This window comes from Allobosea sp., from assembly GCF_017308075.1.
In the GTDB taxonomy this organism is placed as follows: domain Bacteria; phylum Pseudomonadota; class Alphaproteobacteria; order Rhizobiales; family Beijerinckiaceae; genus Allobosea.
Map to the genome: position 1 here is coordinate 23,764 of NZ_JAFKFX010000051.1, position 26,332 is coordinate 50,095.

Below are 26,332 nucleotides of genomic sequence, written 5' to 3' on the forward strand. Positions count from 1 at the left end.
CATGGCCGGACGCTATTATGAGGAATTCGAGGAGGGTCAGCTCTTCGAGCATGCCTTCTCGCGCACCGTCACCGAGCAGGACAATATCGGTTTCAGCCTGATGACGCTGAACCCGCAACCACTCCATGTCGACGCGGATTTCTCGGCCAAGACCGAATGGGGCCAGCCGCTGTTCAACAGCCTCTACACGCTCGGGATCATGATCGGCATGAGCGTCTACGATACCACGCTCGGCACCACCGTCGGCAATCTCGGCATGAGCGATGTGCGCTTCCCGAAGCCGGTCTTCCATGGCGACACCCTGCGCTCGCGCACCAAGGTCGTCGGCAAGCGCATCAGCAAGTCGCGTCCCTCGGTCGGGCTCGTCGAGTTCGAGCATGAATGCCTCAACCAGCACGGCGAGGTGGTGGCGATCTGCCGGCGTATGGCGATGATCCACCGCAGCAAGGAGGCCGCCTGATGCGCAGCCTCCTGTTCGTACCCGGCGACAGCGCGCGCAAATTCACCCGCGCCTGCGAAAGTGCAGCCGATGCGCTGATCCTCGACCTCGAGGATTCCGTCGCCGCCGAGGCCAAGGAAACAGCGCGCCGCGAGACCGGCACGATGCTGCAGGCGCCACGCGGGCGCCAGAAGCTCTTCGTCCGCGCCAACGCCTTCGACACCGGGCTCGCGGCGGCCGACCTCGCGGCGGTGATGCCGCATGCGCCGGATGGCATCGCCCTGCCGAAATGCGACGGTCCCGACCAGGTCAGGAGGCTCGGGCATATGCTCGACGCTTTCGAAGCCGCCCATGGCCTGGCGGCCGGGAGCACGCAGATCCTCGCCATCGTCACGGAGACGGCCGGCTCGCTCTTCGGTCTCGGCTCCTATCGCGACTGCAGCCCGCGGCTCTGGGGCATGATGTGGGGAGCGGAAGATCTGGCCGCCTCCTTGGGCGCCACGACAAACCGTGAGGGCGGGGCGCTGTTGTCACCCTACCGCCTGGCACGTGATCTCTGCCTCGCCGGGGCGGCGGCGGCCGGGGTGGTCGCGGTGGACACGGTCGCAACCACGATCGACGACCTCGACGCCGTGGCGCAGGAGGCGCGCGCCGCGCGCCGCGACGGCTTCCTGGCGAAGGGGATCATCCATCCCAAACACGCCGAACTGGTCAACGCCGCCTTCCGGCCCAGCGAGGACGAGATCGCCTGGGCACAGCGCATCGCGCAGGCGTTTGGCAGTGGCGCCAATCTCGGCGTAATGAAAATCGACGGTCAGATGATCGATAAACCGCATCTCACGGCGGCCGAGCGTATTCTCGCCTCGCTGGGCACCGGCTGATCGGCACAGGGATTCGACAAGGAAGCGCATGCAGGTCAAGCAGGCCGCCAACGTTCTCGAACTGCTCGAGTTCTTCGCCCGCCGGCAGAAGCCGGCGACCCTCGCCGAGCTCTCAGACGAGCTCGGCTGGCCGCGTTCCAGCACCTTCAACCTGATCGGTACGCTGGCGGATAAAGGCTATCTCTACGAGCCGCGCGCGCGGGGCGGCTACTATCCGAGCCCGCGCTGGCTCGCCATGGCGCAGGCCGTCGCGAGCGCCGAGCCGCTGCCCGAGGCTGTGCTGCAGCTCGTCGCCGAAGTCGCGCGGGAAACCGGAGAGACGACGGCGATCGGCGCCCCGTCCGGCACGCATGCAGTCTTCATCTACGTCATCGAATCCGAGGCGCCGATCCGCTATTTCGCGCAGGAAGGGCACCGCCTGCCGATCCAGGCAAGCTCGACCGGGCGCGCGATCCTGGCGCAATACTCGGTCGCGGAGCGCGATGCGCTTTATCGCAAAATCACCTTCGAGCGCTACGCGCCGACGACGCCGAGTAATATCGACGCTGTCGAAGCGGAGCTGCGGCGCTCTTCGGTGCGCGGCTATCATTTCAGTGATGGCGACTACAGCCGCGATCTGGTCGGCATTGCCTGCCCTCTGCCACTTCCGGAAAGACGGCTTTCCATCGTCGTCGCCGGTCCGCAGTTCCGCTGCCTGCCGAGAGCGGAGGAAATTGCCGCGACGCTCAGAGCAGCCATCGAGCGCTTCCGGGGGGAGATAAATCCTGCGCCATCCGGTGGAGCCTAGCACACAGGTCTGCTTCGTCGCCTCGGGCTAGGTGTATAGTCCCGGCGTGTCATGGTTTGGCTGTCGAAGGAACAGCTTCGACTTTTCGATGTTGACGGCTTTGAGAGCGCCTAGCGGTGTTCTGAACCGAAGCGCCCTGAGCTGTTTGGCGTAGTTGTAGGCGAGCAGCCAGTCCCGGACGTAGCGTCTCAGCTCGTTGATGGTGCCGTAGTGGACGGCGCGGACGGTTGCGTCCTTGATGGTGCGGACCATCCGCTCGGCCTGGCCGTTGATCCACGGATGATACGGCTTGCTGAGCCTGCGCTCGACGCCACGTTCGGCGCAGACCCCGCCGAAGATATGGACGACGGAGCCAGCCTCGGCTCGTTTATCGTGCTGGACGAACTGAACGCCGTAGCACATTGGAAAGAGGCTCAACCGTTGGTTGACGGCGCGCGAAGCCTTGTGTAGCGCAGCGCGCCGTCACGGCGGTCATGGCCGGCCAGCCGGTCTCTAAAGTGAGGTTGTCGAGACAACACTTTGGAGAGAGGCCGACCATGACCAAGCGCTTTTCTACTCCCACCGGAGCCGTGCTGGTAGCGATCGACATGTCCAAGCACCGTCAAGGAGGTGCTGATAGAACGGCCGGAAGGCGGTCGACGCCGGCGGATGACCGTGTTGGCGACCAAGCCGGATTACGATCGCCTGGCTGCTGCGCTTTCCGCGATCGGACGACCGATCCTCGTGGGCTTCGAGGCGACCGGCAACTACCATCGCACGCTCGCTTACCGGCTTCTGACGGCAGGCTCGAGCTGCAGCTGATCTCCTCGGTCGCGCTGGTCCGAAGCCGAGCGCAGCTTTACCGCCAACTCCGCGCATGAGCTACGCACGCCGGTGGCCGCCGCGCTCGCGCAGACGCAGAGACTGATCGTTGAAACGACCGACGCTGCCGCGCGCAACCAGGCTCGCGACATTGAATCCGCATTGCGCCGGCTCTCGGCTCTCTCGGAAAAACTGATGCAGCTGGCCAGGGCGGAAGGCGGCAGTTTGCATGGCGCCGCGCCGGTCGACATCGGCGCCCTACTCCGGTTGATCGTGGATGAACTGACCGCCAACGCCGGCGCAGCCGGGCCGATCAAGCTGGCCCTGCCCGATGCCCCAGTGCTCTCCCGCATCGATCCCGATGCCTTCGCGATCCTGATGCGGAACCTGATCGAGAATGCGCTGAAGCACGGCTCGCAGGCCGAACCGGTCTGCGTGACGCTGTCGATGGACGGCCTCCTGCGCATCGCCAATGCCGGGCCGGCCGTACCGCAGGATCTGCTCGCCCGCTTGCTCGACCCGTTCGAGCGCGGCCGCTCGCAGGCGAAAGGCGCCGGGCTCGGGCTGGCCATCGCGAAGGCGATCGCCGCCGGTACCGGCAGCAGCCTCGAGCTGATCTCCTCGAGAGAGGGACACCAAGACGGCTTCGAGGTCCGCCTCCGGATCGGCCGGCTGGATTGATCCAGTCGGGAGGGCGCGACCACTTACTCGGCCAGCAGCGTCGTTAAAACATATATTTTTAATGAATGTTTATGAATTGCCTCTGCAGATGAACCGAAGCCGGCGTTGGCCGGACGTTTTCTCAGGCAAGCAGACTCATGCGTTCCTTCTCCATTCGCACCGCGCTCGTCGGCAGCCTCGGCGTGCTGACATTGGCGCTCGTCGCCGGCCTCGCTTACGCCGTGTTCGCGATCACCGCGATGTCGCGTGACGAGCATGCGCTGACGCAGCAGATCGTCCCGATCGTCCGTCTGAGCGGCGAGGTGGGAGGCCGGGTCGATCGCAGGCATCTCCTGCTCAACATGCACGTCAACAGCCTCGACGCCGCGACGCGCTCGCAGATCGAGAAGAGCATCGAGGAACAGACCCGCGGGATCGAAGCGGCCACGGCGGATCTGTACCGGTTGATGATACTGCCCTCGAATATCGAGGCGCTGCACCGGTTCGAGCGAATGACCAGCGTGTATCTCTCTCGCCTGCAGAACATCCTGGCCCCGTCCAACAGCGGAGACAAGCCCGCGGCGACGCAAGCCCTGCGCGAGATGCGCCCTCTCGTCAGCGAAATGGAGCAAACGGTTGCGGGCATCATCGAGCGCGCCAACAACCGCGCCACCGTTATCGCAATCACGGCCGAAACAAACTATCGACAGAACCTTCTGACGCTGGCCTTGATCGGTCTCCTGGCCGGGCTGGTCGCTACAGCGGCAATCTGGTTCGTGACCGGGCGGGTCATCCGTCCGTTGTTGGCAACGACGGCCACGACCGGGCATCTCGCCGCTGGCGACTTGCAATGTGATGTCGCGTTTCAGGAGCGCGCCGATGAAATCGGAACGTTGGCTAGGGCACTCGACCTCTTCCGTCGCAACCTGCAGCATATGCGCGATCTTGAGCAGAGCGAACGCGCGGAACAAGCCCGCCGTCTGGCGCGCAGCCAAGCCATGGAGGCGATCGTTTCGGATGTCGGCGAGGTTGTCGCCGCCGCAGCCGCCGGCGATTTCTCAGCTCGCCTGCAGATTGACGATGCCGATGAGCAGATGCAGAGGCTCGTCGCCGGCATCAACCAGATCAACACCGTCGTCGACGGCGCCACGCTCGAATTCGTCGCGACGTTGCAACGGGTCGCCGAAGGCGACCTGACACAGGACATCCCGACCCACTACCAGGGCCGCTTTGGCGAGCTGAAGACGGCCGTGAACGAGACCATCAAGCGCCTCGCCTCGACTGTCAGGACGATCCAGGCGACGGCGGCGGATGTGAGCCTCTCCGCCCATGAGATCGCGACCGGAGCCGACGATCTCTCCAGGCGCACCGAAGAGCAGGCGTCCTCACTCGAAGAGAGTGCAGCGACCACGGAAGAGCTCGCCGCATCGGTCAAGGCATCGGCCCAGGCCTCACGCCAGGCGGCAACGACCGCGGAGGAAGCGACGCGCGAGGCCGAGGGCGGTGGCGAGATCGCAGGCCGCGCGATCGCCGCCATGGTCCGTATAGAGGAGGCTTCGAAGAAGATATCCGACATCACCCGAGTGATCGACGACATCGCCTTCCAAACCAACCTACTGGCTCTCAATGCGGCGGTGGAAGCCGCTCGCGCTGGCGATGCCGGCAAGGGTTTCGCCGTGGTGGCAAGCGAAGTACGCACCCTGGCACAGCGCTCGGGCGAAGCCGCCAGGGACATCTCGACGCTGATCACCTCGTCCAATGCCGAGGTCGCCGGTGGCGTCGAGCTCGTACGCCAAGCCGGCGATGCCCTGACCCGCATCATGACCGCATCCCAGAAGGTCGCAGCAACCATCGCCGATATTTCCGCTGCCGCGTCCGAGCAGGCCAACGGCATCGAAGAAATGAGCCAAACCGTCGCCCACATGGACGAGATGACCCAGCAGAACGCGGCCTTGTCCGAGCAAAGCGCCGCTTCCGCCAATGCGCTCGACCAGCGCATCGGCCAGCTCAACGACCTTGTCGCGGCTTTCAGGACCGGCAGCGACGCAGACCCAGCCATGCGCCGGGTCCCGACGCCGGCCGTCACGCCCCATCAACGCTCAGCCACTCTGAGACCAGCCGGCGGGCCGGAGCTCCTTCAGCAGCTTGCCGAGCAGGCTTTCACCGCAGCGCCCAGAAGGGTCGCCAATGCCGGCAGGCACCATGTCGCCGGCTGGGCGGAATTCTAGGAAGCTCCCGCTTGGTGGCTGCCGGCGTATTCTCGCGCCGTTGCGAACGAGGCGGGGGGTTAACTCGCCCCCCACTTCTTGACCGTTCCTCCGACGACGTCCAGCGTCACCGGGTGAATTCTGACCCGCAAGATGTTCCCGTTCACATCCGTCACCTTGAGCCGATAGCATCCGTCTCCAATCCTCACCCTGGAGATGGTCCAGCCGAATTCGTCTGCGAGTTTCGACACGGCCGCCAAGGATTGCCTTGGCTCTGCCGGATTCCGGCATCCATCGTCAGCCAAGGCTGCTGCTGTCGGTGTCGCCACAAGAAGGGCGATCATAGCCAACATCTTTTGCATCTCCTGCTCCTCGGTTCAGGTTGTCGATGCAAAAGCCTATGCTGCGAAGCTGACGCGTTGCTGAAGCCTTCCAGCGTTTGACGTCAGCAATGCGTCAGAAGCCGGAATACTTGGGTTCTGCATAAGGCGCGCGCAGTAGGCTGCGCATGAAAATCTGCGTAGCGCATGCACCCGGCGCATGAAGCCATGGTCGACAGTCGACAGAGCCCAAGCCATGCCGCCTATCTTGCACCTCTCGTGGGGTGGAGGCGCATCGAGACCTCTGAGAGTGTAAACTTGTTTTACAAGAACGGATTAGGCCGCTTCGAGCCCCGATGCCGACTGGATCAAGCGCAAGAGAGATCGGCTTCGGACGAGCGGACTGGCGCCGCGTGGTCGCAGATTTCGACAGCGGCATGGTTTTCGTCGTGGCGGAATGGCTCGAAGGGATGGATAGTCTCGCAACGGATGCGGAACGGTGACCGATGTCGACCTTGACGCAAAAAGCGACCCGGTTCGACAACGACATCAACGGCAGCCCGATGCGGCTCGGTCAGGCTCAAAGCCGAAGCCGTTCTCCTGATCCTCCGACGCACGGTCCGCTCTGGAGCGATATTGCTGAGCGGAGAGGTTGACGAGATGGCCGATGGTTCGGGACAGGTTGCAGCGGAACTCGGTTTAGCGCTTCTCGCTAGCGAAGCGGAGGCCATTCTGGCAACCGATCGGAACGGGACCATCCGGTTCTGGAATCCCGGCGCGGTCCGGCTTTTCGGCTTCACACCGGAACAGGCTCTCGGCGCGCCGCTCAACCTGATCATTCCCGAACGGCTGCGGCAACGGCACTGGACCGGCTGGGAACAGGTCATTGCGACGGGCACCACGCGCTATGGCGCCGGAGATCTGCTCTCCGTCCCGGCTCTCGCGGCGGGTGGCCGGCAGGTCTCGGTCGAATTCACAATCACCTTGCTGCGCGGGCTCGATGGCGGGATCACCGGCATGGCGGCCATCCTGCGCGATGTCACGCCCCGCTTCGAGGAACTACGCCGGCTGCGACGCGAGCTGGCAGAGCGGAGCGGGACAGGGCAAACGAGAGGAACGAGGCCGTGATCGCCACCGCCGACCTGGCCCCGACCCTCGATGTGATGCGTTGGTTCAATACGCCGCGGCCACGCGCTCTCGCGGACCTGCGCGGGCGGGTCGTGGTTCTCCACGCATTCCAGATGCTCTATCCTGGCTGCGTGCAGGGCGGCCTGCCGCAAGCGCAGCGGACTCCCGACTCTTCCCCGCAGAAGAGGTCGCAGTCATCGGGCTCCACACGGTCTTCGAACACCATGCGGCGATGACGCCGGTCTCGCTCGAGGCCTTCATCCACGAATACCGCCTGACCTTTCCGATCGGCATCGACCGCCCTACGGAGGACGGGCCGATTCCGCAGATCATGGCCGCTTATGGCATGTGCGGAACGCCGAGCCTGATCCTGATTGACCGGGCGGGGCGCATCCGCAAGCACGGCTTCGGGGCCGAGGACGACATGCGGATCGGTACCGAGATCGCGACACTCCTGGCCGAGCCGGCCGATTAGTAGATCGCAGCCTCGCCTAGCGATTCCTGATGCCGGTTTCGGTTACGATGTGGTGCATGGGGATGTCATGCGGTTGCGGTATGATCGACGCCATCGCCGCCTGATCATAGCCGACGCCGATCGCGACTGTGCTTGCAGGCAGCTGCACCAGCGTCCGGTCGAAGAAGCCGCCGCCATAGCCGAGCCTATAGAAGTCTCGATCGAAGCCGACGAGAGGCGCAATCACGATATCCGGGATGACGACTTCGCCACCCGCAGGAATCGGGATGTTCCAGACACCGCGCGCCAGGCGATCTCCCTGTCGCCAGCTTCGGAAGATGAGCGGCGTCCGGCTCGCGACCACCACGGGCAGCGCCGTGTGTGCGCCGCGGACCTGGAGTGACGCCAGCCATGGCCGCAGATCCGGCTCGCCGCGGAACGGCCAATAGGCGCTGACAACTCGCCCACCGAGGTCGCCGCTCAGCGTGTCGAGGGCTCGCGCGATCTTTGCCGCTGCATCGCTCCTGAATGCGGCCGACAGCACAAGGCGATCCGCGATCAGTCGTTCCCGCTGGACCTTGCGCCAGGCGACGACGCTTTGCGTTGGCGGGGACGGCGGAGCGAAGCCGAAATACGCAGGATCGACCTCTCGCATAAAGCAGGGCGGCGAGGCGTAGCCGCGCGGCTCCTCATCGTCATCGCCAGTCATCTCCCCTCCATCTGCGTTGCCACAACCCGCCAGAGGTCGCCTGGCACCGCCGCGTTACGGGCGAACGTCCAGATGCCGGCGCTGCGTAACGGGCTCGAAACATTGCGGAAGAACAGGCTCACCGGGCGCCCCGGCAGCTTGAAAGATTCACTGGTGAAGCGGATCGACACCTCCATCAGCTCCTTTTCGACCCGGGCTTCGACAATCTCGGGCTCGATGCGCGAGAATAAGGTCTCAACCACTTCTTCCCCTGCTTCCTCGCGCTCGTTGATCGTCTTGTTGAAGGCATCGTAGACCTCGGGCGAGAGCCAGCGGCTCAACGTATCCCGATCCCCGGCGTCGAAGGCCGAAACGATCGCCTCATAAGTCGCGAGCGCCTTTCCAACAAAAGCTTCGACCGAGATCGTGCCGTCGCGCTGCAAGATCTCGCGCATCGCGGCGGCTGACCGCGACGCGGTCGCGGACCGGGCAAGCAGGTTGGGTTTCTGCATCGCCTGATCGCCCACTGCTAGCTCAGTCGGCTCTGGGTTCCCGGCCTGTCCGAGCGAGGTCAGTTGCCGTGTGAACCAGACAAAACTCCAATAGCCCCAGAGTAACCAGAAGAGGGTGGCCAGTCCGATGCTGTCGGCTTCATGGGGCATGACGACCTCCCTATCCTGGTTCCGCTCCGCTTCCGAACGCGCTTCAGGCTTCATGATCGGTGCCAAAGATGCGCGGCAGCGTCTCGAACTGATGGAAGGGCGGCGGAGAGGACAACGTCCACTCCAGTGTCGTCGCACCTTCGCCCCATGGATTGTTGCCCGCCGGGCGCTTGCGCCAGAACGCCTCGCCGACTACCGCGAAGAAGACCAGCAGGCTTGCTGCCGAGATGTAAGAGCCGACCGACGAGATCAGATTCCAGCCCGCGTAGGCGTCGGGATAGTCAGCGTAGTGGCGCGGCATACCGGCGAGCCCGAGGAAATGCTGCGGAAAGAACACCAGGTTCACGCCGACGAACATCATGACGAAATGGAGCCGCCCGAGCCATTCATTGGTTAGATAACCGCTCATCTTCGGGAACCAATAGTAGAAGCCCGCAAAGATGCCGAACACGGCGCCGAGCGACAGCACGTAGTGGAAATGAGCGATGACATAGTAAGTGTTGTGCAGGACGCGGTCGATGCCGACATTGGCCAGCACCACGCCGGTCACGCCACCAATGGTGAACAGAATAATAAAGCCCATCGCCCAGAGCATCGGGACGCCGAAGCGGATTGAGCCGCCCCACATCGTCGCAAGCCAGGAGAAGATCTTGACGCCAGTTGGGACCGCGATCACCATCGAGGCGAAGGCGAAGTAGCGCTGTGTGTTGAGCGACAGGCCGGCGGTGTACATGTGGTGCGCCCAGACGATGAAACCGATCAGGCCGATCGCGACGATGGCATAGGCCATGCCGAGATAGCCAAAAATCGGCTTCTTCGAGAATGTCGAGACGACATGGCTGACGATGCCGAAGGCCGGCAAGATCATGATGTAAACTTCGGGGTGCCCGAAGAACCAGAACAGGTGCTGGTAGAGGATCGGGTCGCCGCCGCCAGCGGGGTCGAAGAAGGTCGTGGCGAAGTTGCGGTCGGTCAGCAGCATGGTGATCGCACCCGCCAGCACGGGTAGCGCAAAGAGCAACATGAAGGCGGTCACCAGCATGGCCCAGGCGAAGAGCGGCATCTTGTGCATGGTCATGCCGGGCGCGCGCATGTTCAGAATCGTGGTGATGAAGTTGATCGCGCCCAGGATCGAAGCCGCGCCGGAGAGATGGATCGACAGGATGACGAAATCGACCGCCGGGCCGGGCTGACCGGTCGCGGCCGAGAAGGGCGGATAGAGCGTCCAGCCGCCGCCATGACCGGAGGTGCCCGGCGCGCCCTCGACGAAGAGCGAACAGAGGAAGAGCACGAAGGACGCGGCCAGCAGCCAGAACGAGATGTTGTTCATGCGTGGGAAGGCCATGTCCGGCGCGCCGATCATCAGCGGCACGAACCAGTTGCCGAAGCCGCCGATCAGCGCCGGCATGATCACGAAGAAGATCATGATCAGGCCGTGAGCGCTGACGAACACGTTGAACACCGCGGCACTGGAGAAGATCTGCATGCCGGGCTGCTGCAGCTCCATCCGCATGGCGACCGACAGGGCGGTGCCCAGCACCCCGGCGCAGCACGAGAAGATCAGGTAGAGCGTGCCAATATCCTTGTGGTTGGTCGACAGGAACCAGCGGGTCCAGAAGCCGAGCCTGTGGCCGGCGGTTTCGACGTGAGCTGTCATCTCATTCTCCCGACGAGGCGCAGTGGCTCGGCACGTGCCAGCATGACCGGTGACCGCGTCTCGCCAAACGCGGTCATCAACGCGTCCTCCGTCTGCGCCTTGGCTTTCCGGTCGGCGCGACTGCGGCGGACGAGCAAAATCTCTGCAATGGCCGACAACGCGATTTCCTCCGGCGTGCGCGCGCCGCGAGCGAGCCCAGCCCGGGCAAGGATTCGATCGAGCACCTGGCGTCGGAAGCCGGCCTTGCGCAGATGGGCCAGCACCAGCCCGGCACGCTTGCGGCTGGCGATCAACGCGAAATGGCCGCCCTCGCTCGAAAGCAGACGGCCAAGCGATGCGTGGTCGCCACGATGCTGCGTCGCGACGGCCGCAAAGTCCTCGGCCGCCGGCGCCACCACCGCGTAGTCAGGATCGTCGGGGATGATGCGGGAAGCTTCGAGCAACCCTTCCGCACCGGCCATGGCGTCATCGACGATGGCCGCGAACCCAAGCAGGGCGCCGAAGTGGCGCAGGCGTTCAGCCACGCGGCCATGCCCCAGAACCCAGAGCGAAGATCGCGGCAGGACTGGCTCAACATAGGCCCGCATCCGGCCGCCGCAGGGCATGCAGGCGCCGAGTACCTCGCTGTCGAGATCGACCTCAACGAACTGCGGTGTGCCGCTGGCAGAGGTCTCGACAGCAGCATTCGCAATCGTGGATTCGGCACAGCCGCCGCCAACCCAGCTCGCAATGACTTCCCCTTCGGTATCGAACAGCGCCTTCGCACCGGCGCGCCCTGCGCCGGAGCCGCGCGCTTCGACGACGACACCGAGCGCGAAAGCGCGGCCCGCGGCAGACAGTTCGGCGGCCAGTTGGAGGACATCCGTCCCGGTAAAATCGACAGGGCGCACGCCCATGGCATCCCATCCCAGAAGACTGGGAACGCCATGTTCAGGGGATCGTGCCGGTCAGCTGTTCCGCATGGACGATGGCGTTGCCCAGCTCCGCCATCTTGCGCCTTTAGAAAAAGCGAACAAACGAATTTAATGGCACGTTGAATGCAGGAATAATGCTACAAAGGCCTCGGAGGCGCTGTGCATGGATATCGAGCTGGCCCGAACCTTCCTGGAGATCGTGCGGATGCGCAGCTTCGTGCGCGCCGCCGAACAGCTCAATGTCAGCCAGACTGCCGTCAGCGCACGCGTCAAAGCGCTCGAAGCGCAGCTGGGGAGGCCGCTCTTCATCCGCAACAAGAATGGCGCGTCACTGACGCCGGCCGGGGAACAGTTCCTGCGCTATGCGCCCATGTTCATGCAGCTCTGGCAGCGAGCACGGCATCAGGTTGCCGTTCCTCCGGGACGACGGGCCGTGCTCAGCGTCGGCGGCGAGCTCAGCCTCTGGCATCCCTGGCTCATGGACTGGCTACGCTGGATGCGCCAGGCCGCGCCCGACATCGCGCTGCGCGTCGAGGTCGGCCTGCCCGAAAGCCTGACCCATCAGGTTTCGACCGGGGCGCTCGACATCGCCGTGATGTATCAACCGCAGCACCGGCCGGGCGCGCGCGTCGAATTGCTGCTCGAAGAAAAGCTGGTGCTAGTCTCGACTACCGCCGACACCGAAACCGCAGGGGCGGACAACTACGTTTATGTCGACTGGGGCCCGGACTTCGCCCAGCATCACGAACTCAGCTTCCCTGAGGAGAACAACCCCGGCCTGTTTGTCAGCCTAGGACCGCTCGCCCTGAGCTATATTCTCGAAGCTGGCGGCTCGGGCTATTTCCGCCAGCGGGTGGTCGCGCCACACATCGCCGCCGGCCGGCTTCATCTCGTCGCGGACGCGCCGAGTTTCCTCTACCCGATTTATGCCGTCTGTTCGGCCCAGGCCGATGACGAGCTAGTCAGCCTCGCCCTTGCCGGATTGCGCAACATCGCCGTGGCAGATGCGGTCAAGACGGCGTGCTTCCAGGCCCCCGACAGCGATGCGTCGAGTTAGAACGGGGTTCCTTCGATCTCCCCAAGCAGGATATCTGGGGTGCCGAAGACGGAGTAGCTACCCAGATTAAGACATCAGGGACGCGCTAACGCAACAGTCACCGGGCTGACCTGGCGGCCGGAAGACATCCGGCAAACCGCCGTTTCGGCATCGCTTACGGATAAGCGCTCGAGCCTAGCTGCGCTTCGGCGGGCTCTGTCGGATAGGTCACCTTCCCGTCGCTCGTCCTCACGGCTCCCGGCGTCGGCGTGGCATGCTCGATCTGTCCTGGCCCCATCAGGTGATCGACCGGATGGCCGTTCAGGACAAGATAGTCGGTGATGATGCGGCGGTGGCATCGCCACCAGACGGCCTCCGCGCACATCAACGCCACGCGGCGATTGGCGCCGAGATCCAGCACCTGTCGGAGGGCATCACCGAACGCGTTGCTCAGCGCGTAATCGGCGTAGTTGTGAAAGCTTTGATTCCGCCACAGCGCGTTGAGCCGATCGTCCACTCCGTCTTGCTTCGCGCGGCGTCCGCCAAGCTCGGGGATGTGGCAGTAGCCAATCTGGAAGCGCTCTAGATCATCGGGCAATCGGTCGATATTGAACTCTGGATTGGCTCGCGATCGCGGAAAGCTGCGGACATCGATCAGGAGATCGACGCCGGCCTCCTGCAGCATCGTCACGAATTCGGGGAGGGAGCGGTTGGAATGACCGATCGTGGAGAATTGGGCCACCATCAGTCGATCTTCGTCAGGGCAGCGTCCTTGTGGGCGGCGACATGCTCGCTCCTGTCGCTCCTGATCTCATATTGCGGCTCCGCCGGCGAAGCGCGATGTCGGTAGCCCTTGTAGTCGAAATCGGCGTGATGGACCCTGATGATCCTGCCGCTCACCATGCCGGCCTCGGAATTCCAGCGGACGTGATCGCCAACCTTGAACTTGTCCATGACGTTCTGCCTTCGGGGTAGAATACGCAATCAACGAACTTGTTCCGGGTGCATGCGAGAACCGGGCCCTGACCTGCATGGAACGGCATGAACGATCTGAGGCGTGCCCTGCATTCAACCGACACGGGAACGATCGCTCGCAGCCTCACAGGAACCATCGCCCTAACTGAGGCCGTGGACCAACATTAGATCATAGAAATCGACCAAAAGATTGAAGTGTAGCTCATTGTCTGCCGCAATCTCCCTGGCATAGCGCATGAAAAGATCGACCTCCGTCCTGGCGATCCCGCGCGCCTCGGCGCATTCGCTGTTGCTGCGCAGAGCAGGCGCCGGAGGCAGGAACTGCAGCGAAAACGACCAGCGCTGGTCAAGTTCGTGGGCCGCTTGCAGATACGAGATCATGAGGCGCCTCGTTCAGACGGTTTTGTTGGCCGCACGGAATGCCGAACGTGGAAGCGCCCTTCATCCATACGACAAGAGGATCGTGTTCTCCGGCCCACCAGTCGTCAAGCATGCGGCACCGCGATAGGACTACACGTCTCTCGGGGCCTCTGTTTCGTCATTTGGATTTTGCTCTCTGCCCTAGCGCCACCACGACGACGACGGCGACCGCCGCAGCAATGGTCGACAGGTCGATACCTTCACCATTAATCAAAGCCGCCAGGCCAAGCGTCATGAATGTCTGCAGCAACTGAGTCTGACTGGCATTGGCGACACCCGCCAAGGCGAGGCCGGCATTCCAGGCGAAGAAGCCGATGAACATGCTGAACAGCGTGACATAGCCAAGCCCCGCCCAGGCAGACGTCGGCACGACGCTCAGATTTGCGGGCATCAGCCAAAACGTGGCCGGCACGGTCACAGGCAGCGAAATCACCAGTACCCATGAAATCACCTCCCATCCGGGCAACTGGCGCGAGAGCTTTCCGGAATATACGTGTCCTATCGACCCGGTCAGGGCGCCCGCGATCAGATAGAGATCGCCGACACCAAAAGCCTCGCCTCCATCGCGCAACACAAACCCAGCCACGATCGCGGTGCCTAGAATAGCAAACAGCCAGAACCGCACCGGCGGGCGCTCGCCCAGTATAAGAGCGGCAGCGGCGGCAGTGGTGAGCGGCATGATCCCCAGCACCACACCGCCATGCGCTGCTGGCACCGTACGCAAACCCAATGCGACGAAGCCGGAGAAGCCAATAACGAAGCAGAAGGCGCAGACCCCCATCAAGCACAGTTGAGCGTTCTGCGGCCGATTCCGGCGTAGGCCAATCAATAACAGCGCCGCAATCAACCCTGCGACAGCGGCACGAGCAGCCGTAACGAAGTAGGCGTCGAGGCCGGCGACCGCGAGCCGAGTTGCTGGCACGGTGCCGCTGAATATGACAACTCCGACCAAAGCTAGAGACATGCCAGTCGCGTGGCGGCTGGATGAAGGCTCAGTCATTCTCAGTCGCGCTCTCTACCAGATCAAGGAACTGCGTGGCGTTTGTAGAAGACAGTTCGATAGACTCAGGGCGGCGCTATATCTCCCGCAATCGCTACGGTCGATTCCGAAGCATGACGGATTAGCCCCCGCCATTGCGCTACATGATCGAAATAGAAGTGAGAGAAAGAACTGCAATAATCCAGTTCTCGTGGCGGCGAAGCTCAGGCTTCACGCTGCATCGGCAAAGCCCAGAACACTCGGCAGATCGCCAAAATCTGTCAGCGCATGCTGAGCGCCCAGACACACCAGGTGCGAAACTGATTGAAAACCCCAGGAAACAGCGATCGGCGTTACCCCAGCCGCCACTGCCATGTCGATATCGTAAGAGCTGTCTCCAACCATCGCGGTACGCTCGGCCATCGTGCCGACTTCCGCCATCGCGCGGAGGACCATGCCCGGATGAGGTTTGGAGGGCGCGTCATCAGCCGTCTGCACGGTGTCGAAAAAACCCTGCCAATCGTGCTGTGCGAGAACAAACTCGGTCCCCTTGCGGGACTTGCCGGTGGCGATGCCGAGTTTCAACCCTGAGCGTTGCTTCAGAAGCGACAGCGTTTCTGCCACCTTGGGAAAAAGCGGCGCGCGAAGCGCGGGATCGGCCAGGGCGCGTTCGTGCATGGCGCCAATGACTTCGCGATAGGTCCGCGTCAAGAGATCATCGGGCTCGGCCAGGCCGGCGAGCTTTGCCATCGCAGTGCCCAGCGAAAGCCCGACGACTGCGAGACCGGCTTGCCGCCCCGGATGAAGACGCCCGCATCGCCGGAAGGTTTCTGCTTGAGCCGCAAGAAGGGTCGCGCCAGAGTCAACCAGCGTGCCGTCCAGATCAAAAATCACGAGGTCCATAGCGCTCTTTCGGCAAAGAAGTTCCAAGTCGACGCTTTGGATCAGGAGGCCGCATGGAGACTATAGTGCCCCCTCGAATGCGAGCCGGAATGGCCTACCGGGGGCTGGCTAGCGCACTCCGGCTCGCCCCCCCGCGGTTGGGGCAGCGCGGGGCTCGGGCAACAGGCTCCTTCTTTCTCGATGCGTCAAGAGCCATCGGCATTCTATCCCTTCCAAGTTGAAGAGGCGCTCAGCCGACGGACGCCGAGCATCGTGCGAACTCCCCTCAATGGGCCTGTGCCTTCGCGTGCAGGATCTGGCCGAGGAATTTGCGGGTGCGCTCGTTCTCCGGTGCCCGGAAGAACTGCTCGGGCGGCGCGACCTCGACGATCTCGCCGGCATCCATGAAGATCACCCGGTCGGCGACCTTGCGGGCAAAGCCCATCTCATGGGTCACGACCAGCATGGTCATGCCGCTCTCGGCGAGTTCGACCATGACGTCGAGCACCTCGCTGACCATCTCCGGATCGAGCGCCGACGTCGGCTCGTCGAACAGCATGATCTTCGGGTTCATGCAGAGCGAGCGGGCGATCGCGACGCGCTGCTGCTGGCCGCCGGAAAGCTGGATCGGAAACTTCATCGCCTGCTCGGGGATGTGCACCCGCTCGAGCATGATGCGTGCCGCAGCCTCGGCCTCCGCCCTCGGGATGCCGCGGACCTTCATCGGCGCCAGCGTGCAGTTCTCCAGCGCGGTCAGATGGGGGAACAGGTTGAAGCTCTGGAACACCATGCCGATCTCGCGGCGGACATCCTCGATGCCGCGCAGGCCCGCATGCACCGTAATGCCGTCGATGACGATCTCGCCGGACTGGTGCTCCTCGAGCTGGTTGAGGCAGCGGATCAGGGTCGGCTTGCCCGAGCCCGAGGGCCCGCAGATGACGATGCGCTCGCCGCGGGTGACCGAGAGGTCGATGTTCCTGAGCACATGGAAGTCGCCGTAGAACTTGTCGACCTTGCGCATCTGGATGATCGGGGCTTCGTCCGACCTTGCCGCGGGCTTGGTCGCGGTCGCTTCGCTCGCCATCACTTTTTCTCGTCGCTTGCGTCTTGTGGCGCTGCGCCCGGCGCTTGACCGGGCGCAGCGTCGTCGTCCTGGATCAGAACTACGGCATCGGCGGCAGTTTGGTCAGCTCGACGCCGAACCAGCGCTTGTTGATCGCCGAGAGCTCGCCGTTCTTCTCGATCTCGGTGATCTCACCACGCTTGTCAGCGCCGATGACGGCGGCGGCGGGCGCGACCAGGTCGAGATAGCCACGATCCCACAGATCGGCCTCGATATGGCGCAGCCAGGGATAGCGATGACGAATGTCGTTCAGCACGGCAACGGCCCCGCCGTGGTCCTGGATATCAGCACCATGAGCTACGAGCCCGACTAGGCGGTGTGGACGGATTTGATTAGGACGAATGCTGCGGCGAGCGCGACGATGGCCGCGAAGTTCCGCTTTGTCTTTTCGCAGCGTAGGGCGACCCGCTTGAAGCGCTTGAGCTTTCCGACAGCCTGCTCGATGCGGGCTCGCCCTCGATAAAGGGCCTTCGCGAAGAAGGCTGAGTTGTCCTTCTCGTTGGTCTTGTGTGGAATGATCGGGATGATGCCGCCCGAGCGCGCTGCCTGCCGGTTAGCCTTGCTGGCGTAGCCCTTGTCGCCGACAGCGGCGCGCGGATCGATATCGGGGCCGAGCCCGAGCAGAACCGGGAAATGTGGTGCATCGCCCTTCTCGCCCCCGGTCAGGTCGAAGGCGATGGGATGGCCGTCGAAATCGGTCTTCAGGTGGATTTTGGTCGAGAAACCGCCACGGGAACGGCCGAGCGCCTGTCCCTCCTGCCCCCTTTGGCGCCTGCCGCAGAGACATGGGCGCGCACGATGGTCGAGTCGAACATCTGCACGAGGTGCGCTGAGGACGATAGCGAGGCCAGGTGATCGAAAAAGGTCTCGAACACGCCAGCCTTGCTCAACCGGTAGAAGCGCTTCCAGACGCTGTTCCACTTGCCGAACCGTTCCGGCAGAGTCCGCCACGTGATGTTGTGAACCGAGAAATAGTGCATCGCTTCCAGGAACAGCCGATCGTCACGACCCTTGTCGCCCCGGCGCGGCAGCGAGGCCCGGAACACCTCCAGCGCCACAAACCAATCCGCATCCGCCATCTTCGTGGACATCGCCGACCTCCAAATCAGTCGGCTCTCCATGAATCAGACAAAGCGCGTCAGAGGAATCCTCTCCGATCGACATGCGGCAATCCGTCCACACCGCCTAGGTGGCCAAGCGTATCGATGACGATGCGGCGCTAGCGGCCTTTGACTTTCTTGCAGCACCGAAGCCCCAGATGCCGCCGCCTTCCGTGGTCTTGACACTCTGGCCGTCGATGACGCCAGCGGTCGGGCCGACCTCCCGGCCTTCCAGGTCGCGAGCCGCCGTGACCAGGTGGTGGCTGATCGTTTTCAGGAGGCGCGGTCACACCAGTCGTAGAAATAGCGCTGGACGGTCGTGAAAGGCGGAAAATCCTGAGGCAGCAGCGACCATGGACAATCGCTCGACGCCAGATAGAGGACCGCATTCATGACCTCGCGCAAGTCCGTCACGCGGGGTCGACCGATCGGTTTCGGCTCGGGCAGAAATGGGCGGATCAGCACCCATTCCCGATCGGTCAGGTCACTTGAATAGCGCTGCCCTTGCCGTGCATGATCATGCCGGGCGGCTTCGGTCCAGGCCATTGTGGCCTACATCACGTCTCGTAACCAACCTGCTGAAACTACCCAACCCTATTTGGGTTGGGCTCTCAGGCAATCCGCCAGCCGCCGGCGCGCCACCGCCGGGCGGAGCAAAAACAGGCCACCGATGAGAAGGCCGAGCCCGACACCGGCGAGACCATCGCCTGATCAACATCGGCAGCGCGATATGGCAGGGGCCCCGATCGGCCCCCCTGCCATATCCGCCTCACCTCAACGACAGTGGCCTGCTTTTGCTCCGCCGCACTGGCCTGGAATCCGACCGCCGTTGACATGATGCGAATGCTGGGCGTGATCTGATCGATAGCTCATCAGCGAGCATCTGTGACCAATCGGCGGCAACCAAGAGGCGGGCAATGGCCGTGTTACGACTTTCCACGACCGGCCTTGAAGTTCATTGCGATGACCCGCTCTCGCGTCTGGCAGGCTTCCTCGACAGCGTGTTGCGCGGTGTCGGGCAGGTAATGTTTCAGAACAACAGCTATGCCGGGCTGCTGTTCCTGATCGGCATCGCCTATAACTCCTGGCTGTTCGCGGTGGCCGTCCTCGTCGGAACGGTGGCCAGCACGCTCACCGCCATTGTGCTGGGTGCGGATCGTATCCTCGTGCGTAGCGGCATGTTCGGATTCAATGGCGGGCTGGTCGGCGTCGCGCTGTTGTATTTCCTGCAACCCGTCCCGCTCACCTGGGCCTGTGTCATCCTCGCCGCCGCCTGCTGCACCATCGTCATGGCTGCTATGCTTGCCGCCTTCGATATCTGGAAGCTGCCGGCGCTGACGGCGCCGTTCGTGTTCATCTCGCTGTGCTTTTTCCTCGCTACCGCGCGCTTCGGGCGACTGGAGACCACTGGCTTTCTGCCAACCGCGGGACTGCCGAAGGCCGCGGCTGTTGAAGGCGTGGCGAGCGCGTCCACGATAGCTGAAGGACTGTTCAACGGCGTCAGCCAAGTCTTCTTTCAGGGCAGCGCCACCACCGGCATGCTGTTTGCGGCGGGGCTTCTAGTTGCCTCACGCATGGCCTTTGCGGCGGGATTGGCGGGTTCGCTCGCAGGCCTGCTCGTCGCCTGGGGCATGGGTGCGGCAGAGCCTGCGATCCGTGCCGGGGCGTTCGGCTTCAACAGTCTACTGGTCGCCATTGCGCTTGCCGGCACATTCCTCACGCCAAGCTGGGCTGCAATCGCCTATGCCTTGCTCGGCGCGATCGCCACCCCCTTCGTGGCTGCGGCCGCCGCCGCCGCGTTGGAACCGCTCGGCATGCCTGCGCTGACGCTGCCGTTCGTGCTGGTCACCTGGATCTTCCTGCTCGCCAGCCGGAGGTTTCCGAAGTTCCGAGCCAAGCCAACCGCATAGCACGATAGCACAACCACCGTTCTCAGTGCCGAACCAGATACGCCGATCAGGCTGCAGCGCTTCCGAGGAGCGGATCTCGCAGGCTGGATTGGCCATGTCGATCTTCCTCCTTGAGCGCACGATACCGATCGCGCGCACGATCAAGGCTATTCGCCTCCACTGATAGAAAAGATACAACGATGATCTGGCGCACACGTCGCAATAGGTTTACGCTCAGATCAACTTAAGAAATGTATTTTCTTTATTCCTTACATGACATAATGCCGCACGATCTAGAAAAATATAACAATATACATAAATACTATCTGATAACTGAGGAGATATGCTTTGAATAAATTCAGTACTGGGATCAAAGAAAGCCGCCAAGAGCGCACCGATAGGATTTCCAGTGAAATCTTACTTTCCGAGCAGCGGGCTCGGGAGAGCAAAATGGCCCGGCTTCGAGCCTTGCGGACGGGATTGGAAAAGGCCGCGAACTAGGGGACCCGCTTGCGGGTAGATAAAGTACGTCGACGGGTCTCGGTGGGACACCGGGCTCGCTGCTGATCGGGTTACGCGCAGCTGCATCTCGTCGATCGCTTGGTACCCAGGGTGCCAAAGCGGATTCTTCGAACTTCAGCATAAGGAGCTGATCATGGCCATTAACGGGAAAGTTGCTTTGATTACCGGCGCAGGTCAGGGAATCGGACGTGCGATAGCCCTGCGGCTGGCAAAAGATGGTGCCGACATCGCCCTGGTTGACGTCAAGAACGACAAGCTGAAAGCCGTCGCGGACGAGGTCAAGGAGGCGGGCCGGAAAGCAACGACATTTGTAGCCGACGTCACCAAGCGCGATCAGGTCTACGCCGCGGTCGATCACGCTGAGAAGGAACTCGGCGGCTTCGACATCATCGTCAACAATGCCGGCATCGCACAGGTTCAGGCTCTCTTGGACGTAACACCGGAGGAGGTTGAGAAGATCCTCAAGGTCAATGTCGAGGGCGTGCTCTGGGGGATACAGGCAGCCGCCCGAAAATTCCGGGAGCGGAAGCAGAAGGGCAAGATTATCAATGCGTCGTCCATTGCCGGGCATGACGGCTTCGAGCTTCTGGGTGTCTACTCCGCAACCAAGTTTGCGGTCCGGGCCCTCACACAGGCAGCGGCCAAGGAGTTTGCCAGCGACGGAGTAACCGTCAATGCTTATTGTCCTGGCATCGTCGGTACCGACATGTGGGTTGAAATCGACAAGCGATTTGCCGAGATCACCGGTGCGAAGGTGGGGGCAACCTATGCAAAATACGTGGAAGGTATCGCTTTGGGGCGTGCGCAGACGCCCGAGGACGTCGCCGCGTTCGTCTCGTTCCTCGCGGGGCCGGACTCGGATTACATGACCGGACAGGCTCCGCTGATCGACGGCGGGCTCGTCTATCGCTAAGGGCAGGGAATATCGCTCACGGCTGCCGTGAGCGATATTTTCTAGGGTCAGGACCCGAAAATTCCTATTCACATTGGGATTGTACGAAGAAGGCTCTGCGGCAGAATTGAGCGATCGAGGCTGGAAACCCAACCTTCCAGCGATCCAGCAGATGATCTCGGATCAGAACCAGTCGGCGTCACAGCCCCGGTCGGCGAGCAACCATTGCGCTTTGGGCAGTTCGCCCAACAGTGGCGCTGCACCGATATAGTCGCTAATCACGCGCCGGTCATGAAGACGCTCAGGGAGCGGACGTTCGCATCGGTAACAGCATGGAGCTTGGTGTTCATGTTACCCTTGATGCGCCCCGTCGGTCGACCGAGATCCCCTTTTTTGACCCGCGGGCTCGATGCCGTGCGATGCGTCTTAAGATAGGTCGCGTCGATCATCACGGCCTTGCGCTCGGCACCGACGGCAGTCAGCCCTTCCATCATCCGAGCGAAAACCCCAATATCGCGCCACTGCTTTTATCGATTGTACAACGTCTTGTGGCGCCCGTACTCCTTCGGCGCATCCCGCCACCGCCACCCACTGCGATTGACGAAGATGACCCTGCTCAGCACCTGCTGATCGTCCACTCGCGGCTTGCCAAGGCTCTTCGAGAAATACGGCTTGAGCCGCGCCATCTGTTCGTTCGGCGACCAGTAAAAATCGCTCACATCCAGTCTCCTCGCAGAGCCTGATCAGATCGCGCCTCTCCGATCAATGAGTCCTGACCCTAACCAGAAGTAGAGCCTAAAGAGAGAATCTTCTTTTTCCGGCCTACTGCCAGGCTGAGCGCCGACAGCTTTCTCGACGGCGACAATTCGTGGCAGGTGGTCTCAGCGGTAATTGGCGGAAAGCCCGTTGGGGTCGTCATAAAACCCGCCCTATAAGACCTACTAAAATTGTCTTGCATGGAAGGAAATCGCATGGGCGAGAGCAAAGCATCAGAGCTTTCTAGCCTTTTTTTGCAGGATGATCTTCAGGAGAACTCCACAAGACTTGCCAGCGGGCATCCAGCCGATATTGCCGCCGCACTGCAGGAAATCAAGCCGGCACCAGCATGGTCCATCCTGAAGGAGGCAACCCGGCTGCGGCAGGCGGACATATTCGGCTATCTCGACGCCGGCTTTCAGTTAAGGCTTGCCGCCGTCATACCGCGCGCAGATCTGGCCGCGATCTTCGTGGAGATGGATGCTGACGACCGAACTGATCTCTACAAGCACCTGTCGGATCAACAGCGTGAGGCGCTGATGCCCGCACTCGCACATGCCGAGCGCGAGGACATCAGGCAACTGGCTGCCTATGAAGAAGGCACGGCTGGCGCCATCATGACCTCGGACTATGCGTCCCTGTCGCCACAACTCAATGCGACGCAAGCGATCGAAGTGCTTCGCCGCGAAGCTCCCAACAAAGAGACCATCTACCGCGCCTATGTCCTCGATACCGGACGCCAGCTTGTCGGCTCTGTCAGGTTGCAGGACCTTATCACCGCGCCGGCCAGCGTCAGGGTCGCCGATCTCATGGAACGCAACACCCATGCAATCCGGGTGAATGACGACGTTGAGGACGCTGCTCGCAAGATCGCCCGCTATGACGTGATCGCGCTGCCGGTGATCGACGCACAGGAGCGACTGGTCGGCATCATCACCCATGACGATGCGCTGGATGTCATGGAAGCCGAGGCGACCGAGGATTTCCAGCGGATCGGAACCGTCACCAATCTGGATTCCAGCGTGGCGACCGCGACCGTTCCCATGCTTTACCGTGCCCGGATCGCCTGGCTGATGCTGCTTGTCTTCGGCAACATCTTTTCAGGCGCAGGCATCGCCCATTTCGAGGACACGATTGCCGCCCATCTGGCACTGATGTTCTTTCTGCCGATCTTGATCGCCTCAGGTGGCAATGCGGGCTCGCAGTCCGCCACGCTGATGGTGCGCGCGCTGGCGACAGGCGATATTCGCATTTCGGACTGGGGCCGCGTCCTAGGCCGCGAGCTGGTCGTTGCCATTCTTCTCGGTCTCAGCATGGCGGCGGCCATCGCCGTTATCGGGGTCTTTCGCGGTGGCCGCGACATTGCCATCGTGATTGCCCTGTCGATGATTGTGATCGTCACCGTCGGCAGCATGATCGGCATGTTACTGCCCTTCATTCTCAGTCGCTTCCGGATGGACCCGGCGACGGCCAGCACGCCGCTCGTGACCTCGATCGCTGATGCCACCGGCGTCTTGATCTACTTTTCAATAGCCAAGGCCCTGCTGTCACTGCCTTGAACAGAGATGTGCGGCAGTCGGCCGCAACGCAATGCATTGTGCGCGCGGTAACTAAATGGCTTGTTGAACTTGGAGGTTGCGCCAAATATTTTGAATTTTTCTGACAGCAACCATTGTCCGAATTGGATTCGCTACTGTCGGAATTCCAATCTGTCACGATTAACATTAGTGGAGAGATTATGCTTTACGTTGACCTGCCCACACGCTCCGAAATTGCGAACCTTTCCAACATTCGCGCAGACGCCTGCGTTTCGATCTATCTGAAAACGACGCCTGTAACCCAGGAGGTCGGTGGATCGCGTATCGAGTTCGGGAATCTGATCCGAGAGGCGCAGGCTCAGCTTCAGGACGCAAATTTCGACAAGAGACGCCTTGCGGTGCTGCTCGACGGTCTCCATGACCTGCTTGATGACGATGAGTTCTGGCGATTTCAGGCAAACAGTCTCGCCGTCTTCGTCACCCCCGACCGCATCCGCACCCACCGCCTGGCCAACGACCTGACGTCGATGGTGCAGGTTTCCGATCGGTTCCACCTCAAGCCGCTTCTGCGCGCCGCGACCTTCCCGCACTCGGCTTTCATCCTTGCTCTTTCCGAAAATGCCGTGCGCCTGGTCGAGATGCATGCCGACCTGCCGCCAGAGGTGGTGAAGGTACCTGGCATGCCCAAGGATGCTGCCTCGTCGGTTGGACAATCAACCTTGAACGACCGCTCTTTCAGCGGACGCATCCATGGGTCCGAAGGGCAGAACGTGCGTTTCCAACAATACGTTCGGCAGGTCGACGTGGCGCTTCGCCAGGTCCTGTCCGGCCGCGATATTCCGCTGATATTGGCCGCGACCGGCAGACTGGCATCACTTTTTGCCCAGACCTGCTCGTATCCGCACCTGATGAAGGATGCGATCGCCGATAGTCCGGACCAGTTCAGCGCTGCCGAACTTGCGAGCAAGGCCCGGCCGATTCTTGACGAAGCATATGCATCCGACATCGCGGACATACATGCGCTGTTTGACAGGCGTACGGGCGAAAGCCGCACGACGACCGATATATCGGATGCCGCCCGGGCGGCGACCTTCGGTGGTGTTCATACCCTGCTGATCGATATCGACAGCACCGTTCCGGGCTTCGTCGATGATCAGAGTGGCGCCGTCACTTTCGTCGAACAGGACGACGCGAAGGCCTATGGTGTGGTCGACGAGATCGCAACACGGGCCCTTGCAAGTGGCGCGCGGGTCATGGGCGTGCGGCGCGAGGATATTCCAGGCGGCAACGAGCTGGCGGCGATCCTTCGCTATCCAATCTAAGAATTTGTGGGGAGGCGGCATCTGCCACTCCCCATGCCCCGGGAGGCAGGCCGGCATGGCGATCCAGACAATAGTTGCGGCAATCGCCCTTGAGCACGGCGATGAGCAGGTGGCTCGGCGCGCCATCCAGCTTGCGGTGGAGCATCGCGCTCGGCTTATTCTGAGTCATGCGATTGAAAGCCTGCCTGCACCCGATCACGATCTCCCGCCACCGGCGGGGAACGCGACGATTGCCGGAGTGCTTGCAACCGATGCGACTGCAGCTTTTGAGCGCCTTACCATACCAGCAGACGTTCAGGCACAAATCAGGGTCGAGTTCGGCAAGGCCGATCAGGTGATCGATCGGCTGGTACGTGACCACGCCGCCGACCTGCTCATCATAGGTCCCGGAAAGCCACGAAACCTGCGCGAGAGACTGTTTGGTTCGACTGCGGATCGGCTTCTACGCTCCAGTCCGTGCCCAATTTTGGTCGTAAAGCAAAAAGCGGCAGAGTCGTACCGTCACGTGGTTGCGGCCATTGATTTCTCGCCGATGTCACTGGCCGCCGCGCAGGCTGCTGCCCAGGTTGCCCCTGAGGCAAAACTTGAACTCGTCCATGCCTTCGAAATCCCGATGACCTTCGAGCAGGCCATGCTGAAGGCGGGCACTCCCCAAATCGAGATCGACCGATATCGGCGAGCCAAAGAGGAGGCTGCCAGGAAGGAGCTGGCTTCGGCCCACTCGAGCCTCGCGGTGCAGGGCAAAATCCGGGTCGTTCGCGGTGACGCCGCAACGGCTCTGGTGAGGCTCGCACGATCTGGGAGAACGGACCTCTTGGCTCTTGGCGTCCAGGGAAGGACCGCAGTTTCCGAGATGATACTGGGTAGCGTCGCGCGCCGAGTGCTTGCGGCATCCTCTTGTGATTTGCTCCTGGCAAAGAAACCAATTTCGGCGACTTGATAATGTCCCGCGAGGGGCAGGCCAGAAGGGTCGGCCGATGCCGATGATCGGGAGCTTTCGCTGCGCCCATCCGTCCTGGAAAACAGCCGGGTGCATCATGGTGCGTCATAGTCGGGCAAGATCCGATCCAAACCCGCCTTGTTCGGCCCTTCTGGCGGGAACATATCCACACGTTAGCCGAAGCCGCGCAGCGCTCCTGTCGGATTGTCCTGGTCGTGTCCCTGATGGTGGTGTAGCTTCGCGGAGCCACCACGATGCCGGCGTTGGCCGGGCGGGTCAGGCGGCCACGGCGGGCAGGCTGACGATGGGATCATCGCTGATCGGTGCGATGCTTTCCAGCGTGATGTAGCGGGCTCGCTG

25 protein-coding genes and 6 pseudogenes are annotated in these 26,332 nt (G+C 62.4%); 14 read left to right on the forward strand and 17 right to left on the reverse strand.

All coding sequences use genetic code 11. The features are described 5' to 3' along the window. Position 1: 1 nt before the first annotated feature. Genes J0J10_RS24735 through J0J10_RS24745 form a run of 3 tightly spaced genes read left to right on the forward strand, consistent with a single transcriptional unit; the run spans position 2 to position 2,107 of the window. A complete protein-coding gene (locus tag J0J10_RS24735; RefSeq protein ID WP_291650026.1) occupies positions 2-460 on the forward strand; it encodes a MaoC family dehydratase in 459 nt (152 codons plus the stop codon). Next, positions 460-1,320 carry an HpcH/HpaI aldolase/citrate lyase family protein gene (locus J0J10_RS24740; RefSeq protein WP_291650028.1) on the forward strand — a complete coding sequence of 287 codons (861 nt, stop codon included), beginning with the start codon at positions 460-462 and terminating at the stop codon, positions 1,318-1,320. The genes J0J10_RS24735 and J0J10_RS24740 overlap by 1 nt, the downstream gene beginning before the upstream one ends. Positions 1,321-1,348: 28 nt before the next feature. Next, a complete protein-coding gene (locus J0J10_RS24745; RefSeq protein ID WP_291650030.1) occupies positions 1,349-2,107 on the forward strand; it encodes an IclR family transcriptional regulator in 759 nt (252 codons plus the stop codon). A gap of 27 nt (positions 2,108-2,134) precedes the next feature. Here the strand turns inward: J0J10_RS24745 and J0J10_RS24750 are convergent, their stop codons facing one another. Then, positions 2,135-2,509 carry an integrase core domain-containing protein gene (locus J0J10_RS24750; RefSeq protein WP_465247253.1) on the reverse strand — a complete coding sequence of 125 codons (375 nt, stop codon included), beginning with the start codon at positions 2,507-2,509 and terminating at the stop codon, positions 2,135-2,137. Between the two features lie 255 nt (positions 2,510-2,764). Here J0J10_RS24750 and J0J10_RS27105 point away from each other — a divergent pair, with 255 nt between their 5' ends. The 3 genes and pseudogenes from J0J10_RS27105 (at position 2,765) to J0J10_RS24765 (ending at position 5,796) form a co-directional block, all read left to right on the forward strand. Beyond that, positions 2,765-2,908, forward strand: coding sequence for a hypothetical protein (locus J0J10_RS27105; protein WP_465247254.1), 144 nt, complete (start codon positions 2,765-2,767; stop codon positions 2,906-2,908). Between the two features lie 21 nt (positions 2,909-2,929). Next, positions 2,930-3,589 (forward strand): annotated as a pseudogene (locus J0J10_RS24760) (sensor histidine kinase); the annotation flags it as partial. A gap of 137 nt (positions 3,590-3,726) precedes the next feature. Further along, positions 3,727-5,796: a HAMP domain-containing methyl-accepting chemotaxis protein gene (locus J0J10_RS24765; RefSeq protein ID WP_291650032.1), complete on the forward strand. Its 2,070-nt coding sequence runs from the start codon at positions 3,727-3,729 to the stop codon at positions 5,794-5,796. Between the two features lie 59 nt (positions 5,797-5,855). Here the strand turns inward: J0J10_RS24765 and J0J10_RS27070 are convergent, their stop codons facing one another. Next, entirely contained in the window at positions 5,856-6,137 is a 282-nt protein-coding gene (locus tag J0J10_RS27070; RefSeq protein WP_366826182.1) for a PepSY domain-containing protein, read from the reverse strand. 618 nt (positions 6,138-6,755) lie between these two features. On the opposite strand from J0J10_RS27070, the gene J0J10_RS24770 reads away from it, so the two are divergent. Next, a complete protein-coding gene (locus tag J0J10_RS24770) occupies positions 6,756-7,223 on the forward strand; it encodes a PAS domain-containing protein (RefSeq protein WP_291650034.1) in 468 nt (155 codons plus the stop codon). A 35-nt stretch (positions 7,224-7,258) separates the two neighbouring features. Continuing rightward, a pseudogene (locus J0J10_RS24775) lies at positions 7,259-7,698 on the forward strand (peroxiredoxin family protein). A 16-nt stretch (positions 7,699-7,714) separates the two neighbouring features. Here J0J10_RS24775 and J0J10_RS24780 read toward each other — a convergent pair. From J0J10_RS24780 to J0J10_RS24795, 4 genes are read right to left on the reverse strand one after another with little or no spacing between them, the layout of a single operon-like run. Beyond that, a complete protein-coding gene (locus J0J10_RS24780) occupies positions 7,715-8,386 on the reverse strand; it encodes a 5-formyltetrahydrofolate cyclo-ligase (RefSeq protein WP_291650035.1) in 672 nt (223 codons plus the stop codon). Next, entirely contained in the window at positions 8,383-9,027 is a 645-nt protein-coding gene (locus tag J0J10_RS24785; protein WP_291650037.1) for a Tim44/TimA family putative adaptor protein, read from the reverse strand. The genes J0J10_RS24780 and J0J10_RS24785 overlap by 4 nt, the downstream gene beginning before the upstream one ends. Positions 9,028-9,070: 43 nt before the next feature. Further along, a complete protein-coding gene (gene ctaD / locus J0J10_RS24790) occupies positions 9,071-10,684 on the reverse strand; it encodes a cytochrome c oxidase subunit I (RefSeq protein ID WP_291650039.1) in 1,614 nt (537 codons plus the stop codon). Next, on the reverse strand, positions 10,681-11,580 hold the full coding sequence (locus tag J0J10_RS24795; RefSeq protein ID WP_291650041.1) for an XdhC family protein: 900 nt from the start codon (positions 11,578-11,580) through the stop codon (positions 10,681-10,683). The genes ctaD and J0J10_RS24795 overlap by 4 nt, the downstream gene beginning before the upstream one ends. A 181-nt stretch (positions 11,581-11,761) precedes the next feature. Between J0J10_RS24795 and J0J10_RS24800 the strand changes: the two genes are divergently transcribed. Then, positions 11,762-12,655: a LysR family transcriptional regulator gene (locus tag J0J10_RS24800; RefSeq protein ID WP_291650043.1), complete on the forward strand. Its 894-nt coding sequence runs from the start codon at positions 11,762-11,764 to the stop codon at positions 12,653-12,655. 154 nt (positions 12,656-12,809) lie between these two features. Here the strand turns inward: J0J10_RS24800 and J0J10_RS24805 are convergent, their stop codons facing one another. The 10 genes and pseudogenes from J0J10_RS24805 to J0J10_RS24845 form a co-directional block, all read right to left on the reverse strand. After that, positions 12,810-13,379, reverse strand: coding sequence for a DUF488 domain-containing protein (locus tag J0J10_RS24805; RefSeq protein WP_291650045.1), 570 nt, complete (start codon positions 13,377-13,379; stop codon positions 12,810-12,812). Next, positions 13,379-13,588 (reverse strand): hypervirulence associated TUDOR domain-containing protein, encoded by a 210-nt coding sequence (locus J0J10_RS24810; RefSeq protein ID WP_291650046.1) that lies wholly within the window; start codon positions 13,586-13,588, stop codon positions 13,379-13,381. The genes J0J10_RS24805 and J0J10_RS24810 overlap by 1 nt, the downstream gene beginning before the upstream one ends. Positions 13,589-13,750: 162 nt before the next feature. After that, a complete protein-coding gene (locus J0J10_RS24815; protein ID WP_291650047.1) occupies positions 13,751-13,990 on the reverse strand; it encodes a hypothetical protein in 240 nt (79 codons plus the stop codon). Positions 13,991-14,147: 157 nt separating this feature from the next. Then, positions 14,148-15,029 carry a DMT family transporter gene (locus J0J10_RS24820; protein WP_291650048.1) on the reverse strand — a complete coding sequence of 294 codons (882 nt, stop codon included), beginning with the start codon at positions 15,027-15,029 and terminating at the stop codon, positions 14,148-14,150. Between the two features lie 210 nt (positions 15,030-15,239). Beyond that, positions 15,240-15,911, reverse strand: coding sequence for an HAD-IA family hydrolase (locus J0J10_RS24825; RefSeq protein ID WP_291650050.1), 672 nt, complete (start codon positions 15,909-15,911; stop codon positions 15,240-15,242). Positions 15,912-16,176: 265 nt separating this feature from the next. Then, on the reverse strand, positions 16,177-16,974 hold the full coding sequence (locus J0J10_RS24830; RefSeq protein WP_291650053.1) for an amino acid ABC transporter ATP-binding protein: 798 nt from the start codon (positions 16,972-16,974) through the stop codon (positions 16,177-16,179). Between the two features lie 241 nt (positions 16,975-17,215). After that, positions 17,216-17,326: pseudogene (locus J0J10_RS24835) on the reverse strand (IS5/IS1182 family transposase); the annotation flags it as partial. After that, on the reverse strand, positions 17,323-17,964 hold the full coding sequence (locus J0J10_RS24840) for an IS5 family transposase (RefSeq protein WP_366826187.1): 642 nt from the start codon (positions 17,962-17,964) through the stop codon (positions 17,323-17,325). The pseudogene J0J10_RS24835 and the gene J0J10_RS24840, both read right to left, overlap by 4 nt. Continuing rightward, positions 17,934-18,134: pseudogene (locus J0J10_RS27075) on the reverse strand (transposase); the annotation flags it as partial. The pseudogene J0J10_RS27075 and the gene J0J10_RS24840, both read right to left, overlap by 31 nt. Positions 18,135-18,205: 71 nt before the next feature. Beyond that, a pseudogene (locus J0J10_RS24845) lies at positions 18,206-18,659 on the reverse strand (transposase); the annotation flags it as partial. A gap of 371 nt (positions 18,660-19,030) precedes the next feature. Between J0J10_RS24845 and J0J10_RS24850 the strand changes: the two are divergent. Together J0J10_RS24850 and J0J10_RS24855 are read left to right on the forward strand one after the other, a co-directional pair. Next, positions 19,031-20,023 (forward strand): urea transporter, encoded by a 993-nt coding sequence (locus tag J0J10_RS24850; protein WP_291650057.1) that lies wholly within the window; start codon positions 19,031-19,033, stop codon positions 20,021-20,023. 634 nt (positions 20,024-20,657) lie between these two features. Further along, positions 20,658-21,437, forward strand: a complete 780-nt coding sequence (locus tag J0J10_RS24855) for an acetoin reductase (protein WP_291650059.1) — start codon at positions 20,658-20,660, stop codon at positions 21,435-21,437. A gap of 165 nt (positions 21,438-21,602) precedes the next feature. On the opposite strand, the pseudogene J0J10_RS24860 reads toward J0J10_RS24855, so the two are convergent. Further along, positions 21,603-22,135 (reverse strand): annotated as a pseudogene (locus tag J0J10_RS24860) (IS5 family transposase); the annotation flags it as partial. Positions 22,136-22,387: 252 nt separating this feature from the next. Here J0J10_RS24860 and mgtE point away from each other — a divergent pair. The 3 genes from mgtE to J0J10_RS24875 all read left to right on the forward strand — a co-directional run bounded on the left by mgtE (position 22,388) and on the right by J0J10_RS24875 (position 25,972). Beyond that, positions 22,388-23,731 (forward strand): magnesium transporter, encoded by a 1,344-nt coding sequence (mgtE, locus tag J0J10_RS24865; protein WP_291650061.1) that lies wholly within the window; start codon positions 22,388-22,390, stop codon positions 23,729-23,731. Positions 23,732-23,910: 179 nt separating this feature from the next. Next, positions 23,911-25,032, forward strand: coding sequence for a baeRF11 domain-containing protein (locus J0J10_RS24870; RefSeq protein WP_291650063.1), 1,122 nt, complete (start codon positions 23,911-23,913; stop codon positions 25,030-25,032). Between the two features lie 55 nt (positions 25,033-25,087). Further along, complete coding sequence (locus J0J10_RS24875) at positions 25,088-25,972, forward strand: universal stress protein (RefSeq protein WP_291650065.1); 885 nt, start codon at positions 25,088-25,090, stop codon at positions 25,970-25,972. Positions 25,973-26,332 lie beyond the last annotated feature (360 nt).